The organism is Sphingomonas sp. ACRSK (assembly GCF_022346685.1).
GTDB classification, from domain to species: domain Bacteria; phylum Pseudomonadota; class Alphaproteobacteria; order Sphingomonadales; family Sphingomonadaceae; genus Sphingomonas; species Sphingomonas molluscorum.
Map to the genome: position 1 here is coordinate 35,124 of NZ_JAKRNR010000004.1, position 21,808 is coordinate 56,931.

The window sequence follows — 21,808 nt, forward strand, 5'->3', positions numbered from 1 at the left end:
GTCAGAAGCGCATCCGCACGCCCAGACGATAGATGCGACCCAGCGTGTCATAGAGCGCAGGATTGACGTCGAGGCCGGTGTTGGTCTGCGGCGACGGTGCCGGATCATGGTCGAACACATTGTCGACCTTGAAGAAGGTCGTGACCTCCTTGGTCACGTTGTACGAGCCGCCGATGTCCAGGTAGAAGGCGCCCTTCATCCGGTTGTAGTCGATGGTCGGATTGTTTCCGGTGGAAACCGGGCAGTCCGAGACACAGACCACATATTGGTTGCCGAATACCCCATCCGAGAACCAGCGCTCCTGGAGGGTGAGGCTGAAGCGGTCATTCTCGTAGGTCTGGACGGCGAGCCACTTCCAGTCCGGCGTGGCGCCGGTGTTGGCACCGGCCTGGTCGACCGTCGCGACGCCCGCGATGCCCGCGTTGACCAGGAATTCCCGCACGTGGGTGCCGAGCGCCCGGACGGTGAAGCTGCCGGGCAGGCCGAGCGGCTGGGTCCATTGGTAGCTCGCCTCGATGTCGAAGCCGCTCGTCTTCCAGGAGGCGAGATTGAACGGCTGGACGTTGACGTAATTGCCGCCTTGAACGGGACTGTTGAGCTCGAAGCCGCCGCAAAAGGCCTGGTTGCCCTCGAAGCAGAAGCGGACGATCTGGTCCGGGCTGAGGGTCGAGACGACCCCGTCGAGCTTGATGTTGTAATAGTCGAGCGAGAGGCTGAAGCCGGGCAGCCACGAGGGGCGCGAGAGCACGATGCCGACTTCGGTATTGCGGGCGATCTCCGGTTTCAGGTCGGGATTGCCGATGGTGTTCTGGAAGATCTGGACCGCGCGGTTGCGGAACGGGTCGGTGAAGTTCGGCACCGTCGTGACCGTCGGCGCGGCGAACAGCTCCGACAGGTTGGGAGCGCGAACGTCGCGCGAGGTGACGGCGCGGAGCCGCAGGCCCTCCAGCGGCGTGTCCCAGGTGCCGCCGACCTTCCATGCCCAGACAGTGCCGGACGTGCTGTAATGGGTGCCGCGGCCGGCGGCGTTCAGGTTCGCCCGCCCGATCGAGGGGCTGTCGAACAGGGGCAGGTTGACCTCCAGGAAGCCTTCATAGACGTCGTACTTGCCGCTGCCGTTCTTGTAGTTGCCGGCGGCCCAGTTGCTTCCCTGGTCCGCGTTGAGCAGCGGATCGGCCGGATATTCCGGGCTGTTCGGGCTCACGTCCATGACGCCGGCGCCATAGGGGTCGGCGCGTACGCGATAATATTCGCGCCGGTACTCGGCACCGAAGGCGACCGACAATGGACCGGCCCACAGTTCGACGGGCGCGCCGGAGAAGTTGAGGCTCGCGACATCCTGGGTCAGCTTGGTGTGCTGGAACGGGCCGTTCTCGGGCGTGATATAGGCAAGCGCTGCGGCGGATGGGGCGAAGCCGCCGAAGATGTTGATCGGCTGGCATCCTGCGGCCCGTGCCGCAGGATCGGCGCAGACGACCGCCCCGTTCAGGGTGATCGCGTTGGTCGCGGCGACATAGCGGTTCTGCAGCACGATGTCGTCGACATCGATGTCCGACATGGTGATGCCGTGTTCGTAATAGGCATCGTAGGTCCAGTCGCTGCCGCCGATGTCGAACTTGCCCTTCAGCCCGCCGACGAAGCGGTATTGCCGGCGATCGGTGCGGACCAGGGGGTCGGGGAAGCTGCCGTTGCTGGTGCCGAAGTTGAACTGGGTGATCCCCGCGGCCGCGCAACGATCGCGTACCAGCTGCGGCAGGAATGCGTTGGCGCACTGCACGGTCAGGTTGGGCCGATTGTAGCCGGGGCTGGGCTGGTTGGAGGTCTTCACCTGCGCCACGTTCACGGTGAGGTAGACCTCGTTGTCCTCGGCAAAGTCGAAGCCGATCCGGCCGAAGCCGTTCAGGCGCTCGAGTTCGGATTTCAGCGACGCACCCGAGCCCGGTGCACCGGAGAGGTCGCCGCCGACGCAGAAGCTGTTGCCCGGATAGCAGTTGGTGACGCGGCCGGTGCCCGTGGGCGTGCCGCCCGATCCATAGTTGAAGTTGTAGGGCGTACCGTTCTGGTCGAACGCGATCCCCTGCAGCGGCCCGTTATTGATGAGGCCGTAGAGGGCGTACTGATAGGGCTGCGCATAGTCGCGATAGTTGAACTGCGGGAGCCCGTTGTCGGTGACGCCCGTGTTGAGCAGCGTGGTCGCCCGGTACCAGTTGCGGCCACCCGCCAGGTCCGTGCCGAAGTTGCCCGCGCCGACGCCGCCCTCATGGTCGAACTCGCCGCTGACGATCAGGTGCAGGCGATCGTCGAGCAAGGCGGTGCCATAGGCTCCCTGCACGAGCACCTGTTCGTCATCGCCATAGTTGGTGATGCCGCCCTGGACGTTCGCTTTGAAGCCCTCGAACCGGGTGTCGGTGATGAAGTTGACGACGCCGCCGACCGCGTCCGAGCCGTAGGAGGCGGAGGCACCGCCGGTCACGACGTCCACGCGCTTGACCAGCAGCTGCGGGAACATGCTGATGTCGGGAACGCCCGTTACGTTCGCGCCGACGACGCGCTGGCCGTCAAGCAGAGTCAGCGTGCGGATGGGGCCGAGGCCGCGCAGCGAGAAGGAGCTGAGGCCCTGGGTGCCGCTCGACGTGCTGAACGTGCCCGTGGAAGCGCCGGTCGAGCCCTGCAGCGACGGCAACTGCGCGATCGCGTTGAAGATGTTGGGCTGTGCGTTCTTCTGGAGCTGGTCCTCGCCGATCACGGTCGTGGGGGTCGGCGCGTTGAAGCCGGTCGTGATACGGGTGCCGGTCACGACGACCTCGGTGGGCGACGCCTCCGGCTGGGCCGCGGTCGAGCCGGTGATGCCCGGGTCGGCGGGTGTCGCGGTGGTGTCGGTCTGGTCCTGAGGCTCGTTGGGGGGCGTCTGCTGCTGCGCCAAAGCAGGCGCTGAGGCGAGCAGGGCCGCAAGCACCGCGAAGCTGGTAACGTTATCATACGCACGTGTCTTGCGACGACGATCGCGAAGGACCTTGCCCATCATCCATCCCCTCCTTGGTGCCGGCGCGTGCCGTAGTCCGGCGTGGCGTCGTGTCCGTGTGCGTGCATTCTATCCGATGCCGGCAGGCGCAGCATCTACGACCAAAGTCGAAGGGGGCCGATCAGGGCCGCGCCGCGAACAGCGCATGATGCGCGAGGATGAACAGCGTCGCGCCGTCCGGGCCGCCGAACAGAAGTTGGAGTGGACGTTGCGGCACGTCGATGCGCCCTTGCTCGCGCCCATCGGGGCCGTAGACGAAGATCTCGCCGTTCGCGACATAGACGCGTCCATCCGGCCCCACGGCCACGCTTTCCCCGCCGCGCGGCGCAAAGGGCTTGAGGTCGGTCACCGCGCCGCCCGCGCCCAGGAGGCCACTGTAGGTACGATCCTCGGAGCCGTTCGCGACATAGACGCGGGAACCCACCGTGCCGTGGACGAAGCCATAGGTGTCGAGCGTGTCCGAGAACCGCCAGCCCAGGTGATCGGCCGGACCCTGCTGCCAAACGCGGTAGGCAGGAAGCGCGATGCTTCCATCGCGCGAGCGATATTCCAGCGGCTTGGGCAGTGCCATGTCGCGCGCGAACATCTCTGCCAGTGTCGTGAAGCGATCGGTCGCGGGATCATATTGGTCGCGGAACTCGCCGTTGTTCCAGAAGCTCGCGGGCAGGGCGATATGCGCGCCCGTGGCGGCGGAGGCGGGAGTCGGCGCGATGATCCGCGGCGCCTGGGGAGTCGCGGGATCGATGCTGTACACCGTCGCTGCCGGGCCGGCGGATGACAGCACCATCAGCTTGCCGGAGCGGTCGACGGCGAGATTGACCGGATCGAGCGGCGCGTCGGCGACGATCGACAGTCCCTCCCTCTCCGACCAGCCATGGATGCGCTGGAACTGACGGTCGACGAAATAGAGCTTGCCCGCCGGGTCCACGGCGCCACCGCCCAGCGAGTAGAAGCCCTCCGCCAGCATGCGTACCGGCGCGAGGGAGGGGCTGGCTGCCGGTGCCGGCGCGTCCGTCACGTCGAGCACCGCGAACTCGCGTTCGCGCACCGCGGCGCGGCGAGTCACGTCGACAATCGCGTTCTCATACGGATATTTGCTGGCGCGCAGGTATGTCCCGCATCCGTTGCCATCGCAGGTGGCAAAGCCGCTCTCGGCGTTCACGTGCACGTTGCGGAAGCGGATGCCACTCGAACCCTCCAGCGTCACGGCTGCAGGCGCGGGCTGGAGCGAGCGGGTGACGCGATAGGCGTGCAGATTGGCAAAGAGGATGTCGCGCGAATTGCGGACCTCCAGCGCCACCGCGTCCCGGCTCTCCCCCGCTTCCTCCTCCGTCTGCGGCGCCAGGAATTGCCAGTTGCGGACGCGGTCGAGCACGATCTCGGCGCGCCGGTGATGCTCGGCCGACATCTGATAGACGTAGCCCGGCGTGCTGGTGTCCGACACGTAGAGCCCCGCCTGGGCATAGGTGTTGGGCGTCCACAGCCCGTTGAAGGTGCCGCCGCCGTCGTCGGTGACCCACAGGCTGGCATATTGGCCGTCCCAGCGCTTCTTGGGGTCGAGGTCGGCCGTGTGGTTGGCGTTGTACGGATCGAAGCGGCTGCCGTCGGCAAGGAAGGTGCCGTGACCACCCTGGAACTTGACGTCGTCCACCAGCGATCGTTCGCCTGCACGCCACAAGAGCGCGGTCGCACGCGGATTGGTGCCGCCCGTGAACAGGCCCAGGCCGGAGACGATCGCGTCCCCGCCTTTCGCGCTCTCGATCAGCGCGCGCGGGCTGCCGACGCCGCGGAAGGACGCACTGTCCTCGGCGAGGACGATCTGCGTCATGCTGGGATGCAGGCCGATCAGCACGCTGTCGGGGCGCAGCTTCAGCGTGTCGGCGACGCGATAGAAGCCGGCCGGAAAGTAGAGTACCCGGCGGCTGTCGATCGCCCGCTGGATCGCGGCGGTGTCGTCGGTCGCGTTGTCGCCACGCACCCCCAGGTCCCGCACGTTCACCCAGTCGGAGACCGGCGGCAGCAGGCGGATCGCGCGATCGCGGCGGCGCGGGGTGCCCGGGAGCGGTGCGGCGTCCATGCGCGTCGCGTAGCTGCCGGTGGCGCCCAGCGCGGGCACGGTCAGCCCATAGGTGAACTCGCGCACGCGGTAGCGGCTGCCTTTGCCGGCCACCGTCTGGCCGCTGTCGCGGAAGCGCGCGAAGACCGGCGTACCCGTCGCCACCGCATTGTCGAAGCCGACCTGCGTGTACGCATTGCCTTCGTTGCTGATGATGACGCCGGCTTGCGAGACATTCTCGAAGCGGACGTCTTTGCCCCACAGCCAGTCGCCATAGCCGCGGTCGATCTCGATCCCGACGGGCACGTTGCGGAAGCTGGTGTTGACCAGCGTGAGGCCGGCCTCGTGCTCGCGGATCGCGGCGTCGCGCTGTCCTTCGAAGGTCGAGTCCAGCAGCGTGTACTGCCAGGCCGGGGAAGGCTTTTCGGTGAGGATGCCATAGCGGCCGCCAAAGAAGCGCAGGTTCTGGCCCAGGTTGCCGACCTGGTAGATGCCGGCGAGGGCGGAGCCGAGGTGGAAGTCGATGTGGCTCAGATAGGTATGCTGGGCGGTGTGGAACCGGACCGCGGTTGCCGCTGGATTGCCGCTGCCGATCTCGAAGTCGACGTTCGCCATGGCGGAGTAGAAGGTGCCGGAATTGGCGTCGGCAATGCCGGGGTTGAACGGCACGCTGGTGGGCGGCGGCACGGGCACGCGCGGGCCTGACCCCTCCGGTGCGGGGCGGTTGCCGGTGAAGAAGATCATGTTGCCGATGCCGCTCTGGAAGCCGGGCGTGTTGGGTGTCAGCACGAAGACAGGGCGCTTCTTGCCGACCCCGAACAGGCGCACGCCCGGCCAGACATAGAGGGTGCGGGTGATCCGGTACCGACCGGAGGGAAGGAAGACGAGACCGCCGCCGCCCTGGCCCGCCGCCGCATCGATCGCCTGCTGGATCGCGGCGCTGTCGTCGGTGGTGCCGTCGCCCTGTGCCGAAACGGTGACGGCGCGGGGGTCGTTGGGCGCGCTGGCGTAGACCGACGTCGAGCCGGGCGCCGCCAGTGCCGGCAGGGCGGTGCCGGCGAGCAGCAGCGCCGGGAGCAGACGGAGGGCGGTGCTGGCTGTCATGGCGATGCGTCCCTTGATCGCTGCGCGAGTGTGCCCGCCTGGATAGTTCGGCCTCCCCAGAGTGGCGACCTCGACCAAGGTCGCAATGGCCAAGCAGTTCGCCAGCCCCAATACCGCCCGGGCAACACGGCCGGCCGGCCAAAGCTGAGGGCACAGGCGTGCAGGCACAACGGCAAGGGATCGACCGACCGCGCGCGATCGTGGTGATGGGGGTGAGCGGCACAGGCAAGACGACGCTGTCGGCAAGGCTCGGTGCAGAGCTCGGCTGCCCCGTCTTGGAGGGCGATGCCTTTCACTCGGCCGCAAGTGTCGCCAAGATGCGGGCCGGCCACCCCCTGACCGATGCGGATCGCTGGCCCTGGCTCGACCGGCTGGGGCGCGCGATCGGCGAGGCAAGCTCGACTGAGGGGATCGCCTTTGCCGCCTGTTCGGCGCTCAAGCGCGCGTATCGCGAGCGGCTGGCCGCCGCGTCGGCGGTGCCGATGTATTTCGTCCTGCTCGACACCGCTCGCGAGGAGATCGCGCGGCGCATGGCGGGCCGCGACGGCCATTACATGCCGCCCAGCCTGCTCGACAGCCAGTTGGCGACGCTGGAGCGTCCCATGCCGGACGAGCGCGCACTGACGTTGGATGCGGCGCGGACGCCGGAGAGGCTGTGCGCCGAGGTCCGCGCCTGGCTCGACCTCGTGCCCGCGTCCCGCTGAGGGGGAGCGGCAATCACGGCATCAGCCGCTTGCGTCCCTGCGACAGATGCCAACGCATCGCCAGCGCCGCACCATCGGCATCGCGGGCGCGGATCGCGTCCACGATCGCGTCATGCTCGTCCATCATCGCGCCGATCACCTCGGGCGGGCGCGCGCGCGAGATCTCGACGCCTGCGCGCAGGATCTGCATCACCGCGTCCCGCAGGTGATCGAAGACCGGCGGGAACGCCGCGTTGCCGGTGGCCTCGGCGATGCTGCGGTGCAGGTTCCAGTCCTCGTCATGCGCGGGCGCGTTCGAGAGGAGCGCGGCGCGCAACGCGCTCAGCGCCCGCTCGATCGCCTCGAGTTGATGGTGCGAACGCCGCTGCGCCGCCAGCCGTGCCGCCTCCGCCTCCAGCACGAAGCGTACTTCGTAGGTGCCCAGCGTTGCCGCCAGCGCGTCCATCGGCATGTGCGAGCCGAGCCGGTCGGACGGCCGCCGCTTCACATAGGAGCCCGCGCCTCGACGTGCCTCGGTGATGCCGTCGGAGGCGAGGCGGGCGAGCGCCTCGCGCACGATGGTGCGCGACATGCCGAACAGATCGGCCAGCCGGGCCTCGGAGGGTAGGCGATCCCCGCTCACCATCCCCTGATCGTTGATGATCCGGACGATCTCCGTATAGGCGCGATCCGCGAGACGTCCCTCGCTCATGGAAGATCCCCAACCGGCTCCGCGGGCCGGCTTCGCCCGTGGTCAGACGACATAGCTGAGCGCCAGGACCAGCAGGAGGCCGACCACCGAAATGGCCGTTTCGAGCAGCGACCAGGTGCGGAACGTGTCGGCGGTGCTGGTGCCGACATAGCTCTTGACCAGCCAGAAGCCGGGATCGTTCACATGGCTGAAGAACACCGATCCGGCGCCCACGGCCAGCACCACCAGTTCGGGGGAAACGCCGGAACCGGCGACCACACCCGGCATGATGCCCACCGCAGTGATCGTCGCCACGGTCGCCGAGCCGGCGGCCAGGCGGATGCCGACCGCGATCAGCCAGCCGAGCAGCAGCGGCGAGATGGCGTACATCAGCACGACCCGCGCGAGCAGGTCCGACAGGCCGGCCGTCACCAGCACCTGCTTGAGCGCGCCGCCCGCACCGATCGCGAGCAGGATCGCACCGGCAGCACCCATGGTTTCGAACCAGACCGCGTCCTGGATCGCCGCCTCGCGCAGGCGCCTTCCGAACAGCAGCGGCAGCGCGAGCAGGTTGGCGATCAGCAATGCCACGACCGGGTTGCTCGCGGCGGCAAGCGCCGTGTTGCCGCGCAACCCAGGCAGCATCTGCCCGATCTCGCCCGCGGCGATCAGGACGACGGGGAGAAGCACGATGAGCAGTGCGCTCCCGCGCCCGGGTATCGCGATGTCCAGCCGGTGGTCGGTGAGAACCGGCGCCTCCAGCCGCACGCCGCGTGCGGTGACCTTTGCCAGCATCGGCCCTGCCACGATCGCCGTCGGGATCGCGATTACGATGCCGTAGAGCATCGTGCGGCCGAGGTCGGCGCCCAGCGCCTCGACGGCGAGCAGCGGACCGGGATGCGGGGGCACCAGCGCGTGGACGACGCCCAGCCCCGCGAGCGCCGGCATGATCAGGCGCAGCTTCGCCGCATCCCGTTCGGCAGGATCGTTGCCCGCCATCGATTCGGCTGCCGCGACCACGATCGGCAGCAACAGCACCAGGCCCGTCTCGAAGAACAGCGGCAGGCCGATGACGATCGCGATGCCCAGAGTAGCCCAGGGTGCGGCTCGGGCGCCCGTGAGCTGTAGCGCCCCCTTCGCCAGCGTGGCGGCGCCGCCCGACAGATGCAGCATCGCGCCGAGCGACAGGCCAAGTGCCACGACCAGGCCGGTGCCGCCGATGATGTCGCCGACGCCCTTCTGCACCGCCTTGGCGGTTTCCGGCAGGGGAAGGCCTGCGAGCAGACCGACGGTGAAAGCGCCGCAGAGCAGACCGATGAAGGGGTGGAGGCGGCCGCGCACGATCATCAGCACTGCGAGCAGAATGCCGCCCAGCGCCGCGCCGATCAGACGAAGGTCTTCGCCGGTCATCCTGCGAGCCCGTGGAAATACGCGCGAGAAACCAGCGCTTCGGCCATCGACATCCCTCCCAAGGGTCTGGCGGCATTTTGCCTTCCGCCCATAGCTGTAGGACAGGTTTTTGCGGATCAGCAATGAAAAAGGCTTGATCAGGCTCAAATAGAGGGATCATACTCAAAACCTGTCCAACCGAATCCACAAGAGTGGAGCGCTGGACCAAGAGGCCGCCTGGACCGCGCGTCCGGTCGGACAAGGCCAAAGAAGCCGACCAGGAGGAGGATGTCGATGGGAGGGACCGCCCAACAGACTCGCCGATCCGAACCGCTCGCGAGCCACGCGGCCGAGTTCGGTCTGGCGCAACTGACACCTACGCAGATCAAGGTTCTGCGCGGTGTCCACTCAGGGCTACTCAACAAGCAGATCGCCTTCGACCTCGGCATCGCCGAGGCGACCGTGAAGGCGCACATGACCGCATTGATGCGCAAGCTGAACGTGCGCAATCGTACCCAGGTGGCGATCGCCGCACAGGCGCTGGGCCACCACCTTTCCTGAGATCACCGCTACGCACGGGCCGGAACACGGCTGCATTCGGCGCTTCCGTCCGCGCAAAAATGATAACGATACCAGAACAGAGGGAGATGATGGATGAAGGCGACCTGGCTGCTCGGCGCGGCGGCATTGATGCTGCCCGCCCCGGTTCTGGCAAAGTCATCATCGGTCTACCTCCAGGCTCCCGATGACCCGCGTGCGATCACCGTCCGGGGCGTCGGCGACGGACGTGCGGACGATAGCGCCGCGATCCAGCAGGCGATCGATGCCGCAGCGGAAGGCGGCCACGGGGGCGTGGTCTTCCTTCCCTCCGGCCGATACCGGATCAGCCGCACCATCTTCGTGAAGTCGGCCGTGCGGGTGTTCGGCGTCGGCCCGACCCGTCCCGAGATCATCCTTGGGGACAACACCGCCGGCTTCGGCTCGGGCGTTGCGGCGATGGTGGCTTTCACGGGCGAGGACCAGTATCGTGTCGGCAAGGCGCCGGTGCCGCCGCGCACCAGCGTGCCGTTCGATCCGAGCATCTTCGATGCCACGTCGAGCACCTTTTATTCGGCGCTGTCCAACGTGGATTTCCGCATCGGCGCGGGCAATGCGGGCGCGGTCGCGGTGCGTTTCCGCGTCGCGCAGCACGGCTATCTGCGCCACGTCGACTTCCACATCGGCTCCGGGCTGGCGGGCGTCTACCAAGCGGGCAACGAGTTCGAGAACCTGCGCTTCTATGGCGGCCGCTATGGCATCATGTCGGAGAAGACCTCGCCTGCCTGGCAATTCACGCTGATCGACTCCGAGTTCCAGGGCCAGCGCGATGCCGCGATCCGCGAGCATGAGGTGGACCTGACCCTCGTCAACGTCGCCATCCGCGACACGCCGGTCGGGATCGAGATCGACCGCGGCTACTCCGACTCGCTGTTCGGCAAGCAGGTGCGGTTCGAGAATGTCTCGAATGCGGGCGTGCTGATCTCCGAAGAGAACAACGTCTTTACCCAGGTCGGCTTCGCCGATGCGGTGGCGGTCAATACGCCAACGTTCGCCCGCTTCCGCGACAGCGGGAAGACGGTGGCCGGGTCCGGCGCCCGCTACCAGGTCAAGGACTTCTCCTACGGGCTGAAGCTCGCCGGGCTGGGCACCATCGGTGACTATGCGACCGACGTCGAGATGGCGCCGCTCGGTCGCACGCCGGCGCGCCCGGCGGCGAAGATCCGCGCGTTGCCACCCGTCTCGCAATGGACCAACGTCCGCAACCTCGGCGTGAAGGGCGACGATACGACCGACGATACGGCGGCGTTGCAGCGGGCCATCGACACCCACCGTGTGCTGTATCTGCCGATGGGGCGGTACCGCGTCACCGACACGCTCAAGCTGCGTCCGGACAGCGTGCTGATCGCGCTCCACCCGAGCCTCACCCACCTCTATCTACCGGACGAGACGCCGGCGTTCATGGGCGTTGGCGGGCCCAAGGCGCTGATCCAGAGCGCCAAGGGGGGCAATGCGATCGTCCACGGCCTCGGGCTGTGGACCGGTGGCGTGAACCCGCGCGCGACGGCGCTGCTGTGGCGCGCGGGCGAGGCGTCGGAGGTCAACGACGTCAAGATCCAGGGCGGCGGCGGCACCGTGCTGACCAAGGGCAGCCCGATCGGCTTCGGCGATCCGCGTGCGCGCTTCGACGGGCAATATCCCAGCATCTGGGTGACGGATGGCGGCGGCGGCACCTTTGCCGCGCTGTGGTCGCCCAACACGCTGGCGTCCGCCGGCTTCTACGTCTCGGACACCAAGACGCCGGGGCACGTCTACCAGTTGTCGGCCGAGCACCACTATCGTGCCGAGATCGTGCTCAAGAACGTCGAGAACTGGGAGTTCCTGGCGCCGCAGACCGAGCAGGAGGTGCAGGACGGCGTCAACGCGGTCTCGACCGAATTCCACAACTCCCGCAACATCCTGTTCGCCAACTACCACGGCTATCGCGTGACGCGGTCGATCAAGCCGATGGATGCGGCGGTGAAGCTCTACAACTCGGGGGACATCCGCTTCCGCAACGTCCATGTGAACGCCGAGAGCGGCTTTGCGAGCTGCGACGCGAAAGGCTGCGGCACCTTTACCCGCGTCAGCAAATTCCCGTTCGAGAATGCGATCAAGGACATGACCCGGCAACAGGAGGTCCGGGAGCGGGAGTTCGCGCGCCTCGACCTGCCTTCCGCGCCCACGGTCGCCGCAACCCAGTCCGGGGTGCCGGTGTCGCCGGGCGTGGAGAAGCTCGCCGACGGCTTCTACTCGATCGCGGGCGGGGCGGTGGATGCCAACGGCAAGCTCTTCTTCATCGACCGCTTCTTTCAGCGCATCCACGGCTGGTCCAAGCCCGAGGGGCTGACGATCGTCGCCGACGCGCCGCTCGACGCGGTCAACCTGGCGGTCGATCGTTCCGGCGACCTGCTGGTGCTCTCCTCGGCGGGTCGGGACGGAACGGTGTTCAGCATCGATCCGAAGAAGCCGGCCGATGTCCGCGTGATCGCACCGACGCCGGTCCGCGCGCACAACGGCGCCTCGACCCTGCTCCCGGTCAACGTCTGGGCGAATGGCGAGTTCGCCGACCGCATCGATCCCGCGACCTACGCCTACCCGCCGCTATCCCACTTCTTCGTCGACAAGCTGGGGGAGGCGAAGGCGCAGGAATATGTCTCCCCGGATGGATCGCTGGTGCTGCCGGCCTTCCGCGTGTGGAACCAGGGGCCGGACGATCACCGCGGGTGGCGCTGGTCGGACACCCTCGACGCCTATGGGCTGGTCGCGGCCGATGCCGAGGGTCGAGTGGTCGTCACCAACGCTTCGGAGAACCGGACCTACAGCGGCCGGGTGGCCGAGGGCGGCCGGGTGACCGACCTCAAGATCGTGGCGGATCGCGGCGGCGAGAGCGTGGCCCGGGATGCTGCCGGCAACCTCTATGTCGCGAACGGGCAGGTGTTCGTCTATGGCCCGGACTCGCGCCTCCAGCGGCGGATCGACGTGCCGGAGCGGCCGCTGCAACTGCTGCTGGGCGGACCGGACCGGCGGACGCTCTACATCCTCACCCATCACAGCCTGTACGCGACCGGCATCTGATCGCGGTGTGCCGGCGGCGGAGTGTCCCCGCCGCCGGGCCCGCTCAGGCCAGGCGCTGGAGCGGCCCGCGGGAGGTCGCCCGGAAACGGGCGGCCACTGCGGTCGTGTAGGGCTTTGCGACGATGGTGGAGACGGTCGCGAACTCCGCGACCGCCGCCTCCCGCGTGAGCGTCAGGCGGAGGAAGCCCTTGTTGTCCTGGTCGCAGAACTGCACTTCCTCGTTCGCGTCCGCGATCAGCCGGCCGATGCCCGGCAGCAGAGAACCATAGGAAGGGCTGCTGATCGCGGTCGTGCCGAACTCGACCGCGGCAAGCGTGCCCTTCTGGTCGTGGAGGTCGTTGGCCCAGGCAGCGTGGCTGTCACCCGACAGCACGATCGGCCGCGATCCTGCCCGGCGGAAGCTGGCGTACAGCCGCTCGCGCGCGGCCGGATAGCCGTCCCAGCTGTCGAAGTTGAACGGCAGGCCGGCGCGATAGGAGGCGAGCGCCGCGGCCATCCGCTCGCGATAGGCGCCGGGCATCTTCGCCATCATCGCCGCGTAGCGTTCCGCGCCGAGCTGGCGCTCAACGTCGGGGCCTGCGACGCGCGCCATCACCACCTGGTTGCCCAGCACCTGCCACGGCTTGCCCGCCTTCACCGAGGCTGCAAGCGTTCCCTCGAGCCAGCGCTGCTGACGCGGGCCCAACAACTCCCGATCGGCGCGCGCACGCTCCGCCATCATCGGCGCATAATCGGCTTGGGTCGGAGCCGCGCCCTTGGCCGCGACCTGGCGCGCGCGGGCGAGAAGGCGGGTCTCGACCATCGCCAGGGTCGCCAGATCGCCGAATTCGAAGCTGCGGTTGATTGCGTCCCACGGCTCGCCCGGGCGCGGGTCGCGGATCGGCATCCATTCGAAATAGGCCTGCATCGCTGCCGCCTTGCGCTTCTCCCAGTCGCCCTCGGTGGCGGCGTCGTGGTTCTCGGCGCCGTGCATCCAGCTGTCGTTGGCGACCTCATGATCGTCCCACACGCAGATAAAGGCGGCGCGGGCGTGGGCTGCCTGCATGTCCGGGTCGCGCTTCACCTGCGCGTGGCGGAGGCGGTAATCGGCGAGCGTCAGGATCTCGTGCCGGGGCTCTGGCAGGCGGCCAAGCTTGGCGCCCATCTCCGCGCCATAACCTTCCGCGCCATATTCATAGATATAGTCGCCCAGGTGGAGCACCGCGTCGAGCCGGTCGCTGCGCGCGATCGCGTCGTACGCGTTGTAGAGCCCGCCCGGATAGAGCTGGCAGGAGACCACCGCGAACACCAGTTCCGCCGTCGCACCGGTCGGGAGCGTGCGGAAGCGGCCGACGGGCGAGCGCGTGCCGTCTTCGCTCGTGAACCAGAACCAGTATTCGGTGCCGGCGGATAGGCCGCTCGCCGCGACCTTGGCCGTGAAATCGCGTGCCGCGCGGGCCACGACCTCGCCCGAGGCGATCGGCGCTGCGTCCGCGGCCGGGGCTACGTGCCAGCGCAGCGGAACGTCGGCGTTGGACCCGGCGGGCGGGGTGGCTCGCGTCCACAAGATCGCGCCGTCTGCGGCGGGATCGCCGCTTGCGACCCCATGGTCGAAGCGGCCCGTGGCCGGTGCCGCGCCGGCGCCTGCGGGCAACGTCAGGGCAAGGCCCGTTCCCAGCAGGGACAGGGCGCCGCGGCGGTTGATCGTCATCGAAAATGCTCCCCAAATCTGCCGCGGCCACTAAGCAGCGCGCGCGACACTTCGGTTGCGGAGGCGTGACATTTTGGGGAAGCGCGCGTCACCGCCGCGTCATGCGGCTGCCGCCGCTTTGTCACCTGTCCTCCCTAGTCGGGCCGCGTCGCCGTTTGGGGGAAAACAGAAAGATGCGGAAGTTTGGGTTGGGGTTCGTGCTGGCAACGCTCGGCGCGGGAGTTTCTTCGGGAGCGCTGGCGCAGGCAAGTGCACAGCCGGAGAGCGACGGGTCGGCGTTCGAAGCGGGCGACGTCATCGTCACGGCACAGAAGCGGGCGCAGCGGATCGAGGACGTGCCGGTCACGGTCACCGCGCTGTCGGGCGCGCACATGGCCGACATCGGCGTGTCCGAACTCGACGAGGTGGCGGCGTTCATCCCCGGCCTTCAGGTGCAGGAGCAGAGCGCCAACAACCCTGGGTTCGTGATCCGCGGCATCACCTCGGACTCGGGCTCCGCACAACAGGGCGCGCGCGTCACGCTCTACTACAACGGCGTCGACATCAGCCGTTCGCGTGGCGCCTATCAGGACCTGTACGACCTGGCCCGCATCGAGGTGGTGAAGGGTCCGCAGGCGACGCTGTTCGGCACCGCGGCTGCGGTCGGCGCGATCAGCATCGTGCCGGCCGCGCCCGAGCCGGGCTTCTCCGGAGAGGTCGCCGGCTCCTACGGCAACTTCGATCGCACCCAGGTTTCCGGCTTCCTGAACGCGGGGGACGAGGTGCTCGCGGGGCGTATCGCCTTCGCCTACAAATACCGCCGCGGCTATGTTCGCAATATCGCCGGCGATCCCGACGTTCCGAACCAGAACCAGGGCCGGGTCGATCAGGACGACCTCAATGGCCAGGACCAGCGCGGCATCCGCGGATCGCTTCGCTGGCAGCCGAGCGATGCGGTCACCGCGGACCTGGTCCTCACCTATGACGGGCAACGCAATCCCGGCACCGCGTTCAAGTCGCGCGCGCATGCCCCCACCGGCGGGCAGACCGGCGACTATGGCTATGCCGAGCTGTCGGGTTCTCCCTACAGCGAGGAGGTGCTCGGCGCCCGCAAGCTGGGACTGGACCGCAACGTCTATGACGCCAATCTGACGGTGAACGTCGACCTGGCGGACGGCATCCGCTTCACGACCGTCAACGGCTTCCGCCATTTCGACGCGCTGGAGGTGTTCGACGCTGATGGCGGCCCGGCCTGGTACCTCGAGTTTGCCGAGGATGCGAAGGGGGAGCAGTGGAGCCATGAGGGCCGCTTCTCGTTCGAAGGTGCCGAGTATCGCGCCGCCTTCGGCTGGAACGCCTTTTTCGAAAACGGCTACCAGCGGGTGCCCTTCTCGACGGAGGAAGGGACCTATCTCGCCTGCTCGGTGGCGGCAGCCTATGCGCCGATCCGCGCTCAGCTCCAGGCGGCCGGGATTCCGACGGGAACGGGCTGTGTTCTGCCGAACGGCACCATCCCGGCGACGCAGGTGACGTCGATCGTCACCGGCGGGGCGCTTCGTGAGCTTCCCTACGCGTCCGAGTTCAGCAACTACGGCAACAACGACACTTATTCGGTGTTCGCCGACGCCACCTGGATCCCGACGCCGCGCCTGGAACTGACCGCGGGCGCCCGCGTGCTGATCGAGGACCGCAAGTCCGGCTACAGCTCGATCCAGCCCAATTCCGTGATCCTGGCCGCGCTCGGCATTCGCACCAGCCTGATCGGCACCGCGAACACGCAGGGCGCGAAGCTGACGGCGCAGCGCAGCTTTGCGGCGCTGTTGCCGCGGTTCAATGCGCTGTTCCGGCTGAACGACAGCCTCAACCTCTATGGCACCGTCAGCAAGGGCCGGCGCTCGCCGGTCGTGCAGCTGAGCGCCGCCAACAGCGCCGCCGGCGTGGTGCCGAACCTCCAGCTGGTGCCCGAGGAGACGGTATGGAATTACGAAGGCGGCATCAAGGGCCGGGTCGGCCCGTTCACCGGCGCGGCGTCCGTCTTCTACCAGCGGTACAAGGGGTTCCAGGTCTCCGTCACCGGCGAGGACGGCGTCACCCGGACGCAAAGCGCCGGATCGGCCGACAATCTGGGCGTGGAGCTGGAGGCGAGCTTGGCGATCTCGCCCGTGCTGACCCTGTTCGGCAGCTTCTCCTACCTCGACGGCGGGATCGCGGATGATGCGGCGAACGGCGTCTATGCCGGCAACCGCTTCCGCCTGCAGCCCGACACGACGGCGTCGGGCGGCGCATCGCTGCGCGTGCCGGTCGGCAACTGGACGCTCTATGCGACGCCGACCGTCACCTACCGATCGAAGGTGTACTTCGAGGTCCCGAACAACGAAGCGATCAGCCAGGACGGCTATGCGCTGGTCAACCTGCGCGCCGGCATCGAAACCGCGGACGGCCGCTATCGCATCGGGGGCTTTGCGCGGAACCTGACGGACGAGCAGTATCTGATCGACGCCGGCAACACCGGCGGCGGCTTCGGCATTCCCACCTACATCGCAGGCGAACCACGCTTCTATGGCGTGGAACTGGGCGCCCGCTTCTGAACCCTGCCGCCGCCGCCCGCTTCGGGCGGCGGCGCGCTAGAAGCGGTCGGTGATGCGGCCGTCGATCTGCCGGTCCTTCAGCCAGCGGGCGCCGGTGCTGCGAAATCCGGTGACATCCGTGAGCGCGAAGGTCTCGCCCCGCGGCGCGCGTAGGTTGGTGATGTCCGCATCGGCTACGTCCTCCAGCCAGATCGCCGGCCGCGGGTCGGGCGCCGCGGTCGCGATTTCGACATGGTGCATCTCGAGATTGCGCAGGTGGCGCGCGAAAAGGCCGGTGGCGGGAAGGTCTCCGAACATGGTGGCCTCGGGATAGCCGAGCTCGTTTTCGGGCGGACGCACCTGCGCCATCGCCGCCGGCGCGCCGCCGACATGGTGGAGATAGACGTCGGAGAGGGACACGTCCTCTATCGGATGGCCGGCGAGCCCGGCGAAGACCGAGGGCAGGGGCGTCGCGTTGCTGCTAGTGACGTTCTGGATCATGATCCGCTTGAGCGTGCCGATCGGCCGTCCGGCGGGGCCGCGCATCCGCTTGCCCAGGCGCAGGAACAGGGGCGCGTCGACGATCCCGCGCATGGTGATGTTGCTGATCGCGAAATCCTCAATCACGCCGCCGTCGACCGTCTCGATCGCGAGGCCGCGGCTGTCCTCGAACACGCAGTTGCTGATCGCGACGTTGCGGAAGCCGCCGTTGGTCTCGGTCCCGAACTTGATGCGGCCGTGGATCTGGGGGGCGAAATCGGCCGGCATCTTGCGGAAGCTGCCGTCGATCACCGAGCCGACCTGGTAGTTGCCCGTGACGAAGCAGTTGGCGATCGTCAGGTTCTCGGTGATGCGCGGCTCGCCCAGTGCGTAGCTCGACTTGGGGCAGATGCCGTCGTCCCAGGGCGAGTTCACCGTGCAGTTGGTGACGCGGACGTTGCGGCAGCAGTCGATGTCGAAGCCGTCGCGATTGGTGTCCACGACGACATTGTCGATCGTCAGGTTGTCGACGCCGGTCGCGAGCAGCGCGAACCAGCCGCCCTCCAGCACCTTGAAGTCGCGCAGCAGGACGTTGCGGCAGTTCTTGAGCGCGATTGCCTTGTTTCCGGTGCCCGGGCCCGAGGGGTCCTTCAGCCAATTGTCCTTGCCATCGCCGCGGCCGAGCCCTTTGCCCCAGATGAGGCCGGGGCCGAGGATCGCGATGTCGTGCAGCCCCTCGCCCCAGATCAGGCTGTTGCGCCAATGGCTGTGGCCGAAATCCTGGAAGCCCACCGCACGCGGATCCTGCGGCTCGGCGACGTCATAGCCGGCGGTGGCGGTCGGGGCGGCAGCGAGGATCGTCGCACCCTGGTCCAGGTAGAGCGACACCCGGCTCTTCAGCCGGATGGTGTGGGCGGCATAGGTACCGGCGGGGAACACGACGGTGCCGCCGCCCCGCGCCGCCGCGTGGTCGATCGCGCGGTTGATCGCGGAGGTGTCGAGCGCACGGCCATCGCCCTTCGCCCCGAAACGGCGCACGCTCACCCAGCCGCCCCCCGCCACCTGCCCGGCGGCCCAGGCGGGGGACAGGAGCAAGCCACCGGCGGCAACGGCTCCGCCCAGCAGCACGGTACGACGATCGATCAGCATCCTGTCTCTTCTCCGCAAACCCGGGGTGGGCGAGCCCACCCCGCCAGGTCAGAACTTCGCGGTCGCGCCGAGGAAGAACTCCGGCCCGAGCACGTCGTAGGTGGCCGAGAAGGTGTTGGCGCTCGGCCCCTGGGTGGTGATCGGGGGCTTGTTGTTGAGCACGTTGTTGACGCCGCCGAAGAACTCCACCTTGTCGGTCACGCCCAGGCTGAACGAGACGTCGACATAGTTCTGCGCGGCGAGGCGCGGATAGGCGAAGTTGGTGATCGGCGGGGCGGTTTCCGCATTCTGGCGCAGCGGCACGATGTAGCGGTCGGTGGTGACCGGCCCGATGTAGCGATGGCGGACGCTCGCCGAGAAATCGCCGATGTTGAGCGTCGCCCGCGTGGTGCCGCGCCATTCCGGCAGCGGCTGTCCGCAGGTGGGACCGAACGAGCCGACGCACTTGTTCTTGATGTCCGGGAAGGCCGCCACCGGCGTCGAGGTGAAGTCGAGCAGATAGGTGAAGGTGGAGCTGAGCTCGACCGAGGTATCGCCCGAGCCGATGTCGAAGCGATAGCGGCCGGCGAAGTCGATGCCCTCGGTCTGGAGCGCGCCCGTGTTCGCGTTCAGGATGCGGGCGACATAGGGATCGTTGATCTCGCCCGTGCGGGGATCGCGGTTGAGTGCGCGACAATATTCGCTGTTTGCGTCCTGCAGCGTCAGATAGCAGAGGTTGAAGGTGTTCTGCAGCCCGCCGCCGAGTGCAGCGACCGCCCCCTTCAGGTCGATGTTGAAGTAATCGACGCTGAGGTACAGGCCGGGCGCGAAGCGCGGCGTGATGACGGCGCCTGCCGTGTAGGTGTTGGACTTTTCGGCATCGAGGTCGGGGTTGCCGCCGAAGTCCGCGGGGATGATCGCGTTCGGCTGCACCTCGGGCGAGAAGACGGCGGCCGCTGGCACGCCGGTCGCGATGCACACCGCGCGAACCGCGTCGGTCTGCTGCGACACCGGCGCGCGGCTCGAGCAGGGATCGGTCGCTGCGCCGACGACGCGATTGATGCCGCCGTAGAGCTCGCCCACGTTGGGTGCGCGGATCGCGCGCTGATACTGGCCGCGCAGGGTCAGGTCGCGGGATACGCGCCAGTCCAGGCCGGCCGAATAGGTCCACTGCCCGCCGACGCCTTTCAGGCTGTAGTCGGAGTAGCGGAACGCGCCGTTGAACGCGAGATGCTCGATCAGCGGCGTGTTGTGGATCAGCGGGATGCGGACTTCGCCGAAGGCCTCCTTCACCGACACCGAGCCCTGCGTGGGGAGGCCCGGATTGAAGCCGGCGACGTCCCCGGACGCGAGGAAGGAATCGGGCGAGAAGGTCGCGCTGACCTTGCGCCATTCGAAGCCGCCCGAGAAGCCCGCCCCGCCGGCAGGCAGGTTGACGAGATTGCCGGTGAGGCTTGCTTGCGCGACCTGCTGGGTGGCGACGGTGGTGTTGGTCGCGTTGATGCGGATCGCGCTGGCGCATTCCGCGCTGACGTTCGCGCCGAAGATGTTGCACAAGGGGGGCGCGCCGCCTTCCGAAAGCAGCGACTCCTGGAGCCGGCTGCGCGACAGGGCGTTGCGTAGCTGCAGCGTGTTCTCGCTGCGCGAGTAGGTGTAATAGGCGTCCCACTTCAGGTCGGTCAGGAAGTTCTCGGACGCGTTCCCGAGATCGCCGCGCAGGCCCCAGGCGCCGCGATAGACGTTGCGCCGCTCGGTCGCGGCCCGCGCGCCGACCTCGACGTAACGGCGGCCAGCAGTGACGAGCGCGAGGCCATCGCCCGGGTTGTTGATCCGGGTGGCGGTGCCGCTGGTGACGGTCGTCGGTCCGGTCTCGGCGAGGTCGAGCTGCCGGAAGACCTCCTGCAACGCGGGCGTGAGATAGGGATTGTCGACGTTGAACAGCGTCGGCGAGCCGACGTTGGTCGGCGCGAGCCGGGCATCCACCTCGTTGTGCGAATAGTGGAGCTCCATGTAGCCGGTGATCGAGTCGGTGAAGTCATAGTGCGCGAAGCTGTTGATCATCCAGCGCTTCTGCGGCTGGATGAGGTAGTTGTCCGGACCGAGGTTGAAGTCGTCCTGCGGGGTAAGCGCCGGCCGGGCGGAGGAGCCTTCGTCGTTGAAGGTGAAGCCGCGGCCACCGAGGCCGCTCAGGCCGGCTGCGGCATAGGCGGCGTTCAGCGCGGCGTTGGTGCCACCGAAGGCCGGAATGCCGGAGAAGCGGCCGTTGGGGATGTCGCCCGATCCGCTCGCGACGAAGCCGAGCTCGCCGCCGCCGGCGACACAGCCGAGCCCCGCTGCCGGCGTGAACGGCGTTCCGGGCCCGGTGGCGCTTCCCGAGCCGGGCACGACGCAACCATCGGCGAGCGACAGATAGGCGAAGCTACCCCGCTGGCCGCGGGTGATGGAGCCGCGGTCGAGATAGTTCATCGAGACCACGGCGTTCCCGCGCCCTTCGGCGAAGTTGCCGCCGACCGTGAGATCATAATTATAGGTGGGCGTGCTCGTCGGTCCGGCCAGGTTGAGCTGCGCGCGCGCCTCGACCCCTTCGAAGTCGGTGCGCATGATGAAGTTGACGACGCCGGTGATCGCGTCCGAGCCATAGACGGCCGAGGAGCCGCCGGTGACGATCTCGGTCCGGGCGATCAACGTCGAGGGGATGGTGTTGAGATCGACGACCTGTTCCGGCCCGAAGATCGCGAAGCGCCGGCCGTTCACCAGCACCAGGTTGCGCGTCGAGCCGAAGCCGCGAAGGTTCACGTCGGCATAGCCGCCGGGCACGGTGTTCGACGTGGCGCCGCCCAGCTGCGAGGCGACCGTCTGCGGGATTTGCTGGAGGGTGCGTTCGATGTTGACGTTGCCCGAGAGCTTCACCTCCTGCGCATCGACGACGTTGACGGGGGTCGGCGCGTCGAAGCCGGTGCGGGCAATGCGGGATCCGGTGACGACGACGTCGGCGCCGGGCTCACCCTCCCCATTGACCTGGCTGCCCGCCTGGCCGTTGGGATCGGCGACGGTGCTGGTCTGGGCAGTGCCGTTGGAGCCGATGGGGGTAGGCGCCGTCTGCTCCGTGGCCTGGACGGGCACCGCCTGAGCGAACGCCGGGCCGCCGGGCAACACTCCGGCCATCAGTACCGCTGAGCCGGCCAGCAGGTGCGCGCGAACTAGAGCCCGAGTCCCCATCAAACATCCTCCCTTTGCTGCCGACCCGTTGATCGGCCTGTCGCCCCGCGGCGCGACGGTAGGCCCGTCTGCTGCCAAGTCGTAAGCGATAGCGCTAACGTCTCGCGAGATATGTTGAAACGTAGTTCCACTTGTTGAACACGTCA

The 21,808-nt window shown here is 68.0% G+C and carries 11 protein-coding genes; 4 read left to right on the forward strand and 7 right to left on the reverse strand.

Features of this window, described 5'->3' with window-relative positions; all coding sequences use genetic code 11:
* Position 1: 1 nt before the first annotated feature.
* Both MHZ35_RS03235 and MHZ35_RS03240 read right to left on the reverse strand, forming a co-directional pair.
* Positions 2-3,025 carry a TonB-dependent receptor plug domain-containing protein gene (locus tag MHZ35_RS03235; RefSeq protein WP_239434361.1) on the reverse strand — a complete coding sequence of 1,008 codons (3,024 nt, stop codon included), beginning with the start codon at positions 3,023-3,025 and terminating at the stop codon, positions 2-4.
* A gap of 118 nt (positions 3,026-3,143) precedes the next feature.
* On the reverse strand, positions 3,144-6,182 hold the full coding sequence (locus MHZ35_RS03240) for a glycosyl hydrolase family 28-related protein (RefSeq protein WP_239434362.1): 3,039 nt from the start codon (positions 6,180-6,182) through the stop codon (positions 3,144-3,146).
* A gap of 206 nt (positions 6,183-6,388) precedes the next feature.
* Between MHZ35_RS03240 and MHZ35_RS03245 the strand changes: the two genes are divergently transcribed.
* Positions 6,389-6,886, forward strand: coding sequence for a gluconokinase (locus MHZ35_RS03245; protein ID WP_239434456.1), 498 nt, complete (start codon positions 6,389-6,391; stop codon positions 6,884-6,886).
* 13 nt (positions 6,887-6,899) lie between these two features.
* Here MHZ35_RS03245 and MHZ35_RS03250 read toward each other — a convergent pair whose 3' ends face one another.
* Both MHZ35_RS03250 and MHZ35_RS03255 read right to left on the reverse strand, forming a co-directional pair.
* Positions 6,900-7,577, reverse strand: coding sequence for a FadR/GntR family transcriptional regulator (locus MHZ35_RS03250; protein WP_239434363.1), 678 nt, complete (start codon positions 7,575-7,577; stop codon positions 6,900-6,902).
* A 42-nt stretch (positions 7,578-7,619) separates the two neighbouring features.
* On the reverse strand, positions 7,620-8,966 hold the full coding sequence (locus MHZ35_RS03255; RefSeq protein WP_239434364.1) for a GntP family permease: 1,347 nt from the start codon (positions 8,964-8,966) through the stop codon (positions 7,620-7,622).
* Positions 8,967-9,239: 273 nt separating this feature from the next.
* Between MHZ35_RS03255 and MHZ35_RS03260 the strand changes: the two genes are divergently transcribed.
* Together MHZ35_RS03260 and MHZ35_RS03265 are read left to right on the forward strand one after the other, a co-directional pair.
* The gene (locus MHZ35_RS03260) at positions 9,240-9,506 is read left to right on the forward strand and encodes a response regulator transcription factor (RefSeq protein WP_239434365.1); all 267 of its coding nucleotides are present in this window, start codon (positions 9,240-9,242) and stop codon (positions 9,504-9,506) included.
* Between the two features lie 93 nt (positions 9,507-9,599).
* Positions 9,600-12,599, forward strand: coding sequence for a glycosyl hydrolase family 28-related protein (locus MHZ35_RS03265; protein WP_239434366.1), 3,000 nt, complete (start codon positions 9,600-9,602; stop codon positions 12,597-12,599).
* 43 nt (positions 12,600-12,642) lie between these two features.
* On the opposite strand, the gene MHZ35_RS03270 is transcribed toward MHZ35_RS03265, so the two are convergent.
* Positions 12,643-14,289 (reverse strand): alkaline phosphatase D family protein, encoded by a 1,647-nt coding sequence (locus MHZ35_RS03270; protein ID WP_239434367.1) that lies wholly within the window; start codon positions 14,287-14,289, stop codon positions 12,643-12,645.
* A 173-nt stretch (positions 14,290-14,462) separates the two neighbouring features.
* On the opposite strand from MHZ35_RS03270, the gene MHZ35_RS03275 reads away from it, so the two are divergent.
* The gene (locus MHZ35_RS03275) at positions 14,463-16,856 is read left to right on the forward strand and encodes a TonB-dependent receptor (RefSeq protein WP_239434368.1); all 2,394 of its coding nucleotides are present in this window, start codon (positions 14,463-14,465) and stop codon (positions 16,854-16,856) included.
* Positions 16,857-16,892: 36 nt separating this feature from the next.
* On the opposite strand, the gene MHZ35_RS03280 is transcribed toward MHZ35_RS03275, so the two are convergent.
* A complete protein-coding gene (locus tag MHZ35_RS03280; protein ID WP_239434369.1) occupies positions 16,893-18,464 on the reverse strand; it encodes a rhamnogalacturonidase in 1,572 nt (523 codons plus the stop codon).
* A gap of 48 nt (positions 18,465-18,512) precedes the next feature.
* Complete coding sequence (locus MHZ35_RS03285) at positions 18,513-21,608, reverse strand: TonB-dependent receptor domain-containing protein (protein WP_239434370.1); 3,096 nt, start codon at positions 21,606-21,608, stop codon at positions 18,513-18,515.
* Positions 21,609-21,808 lie beyond the last annotated feature (200 nt).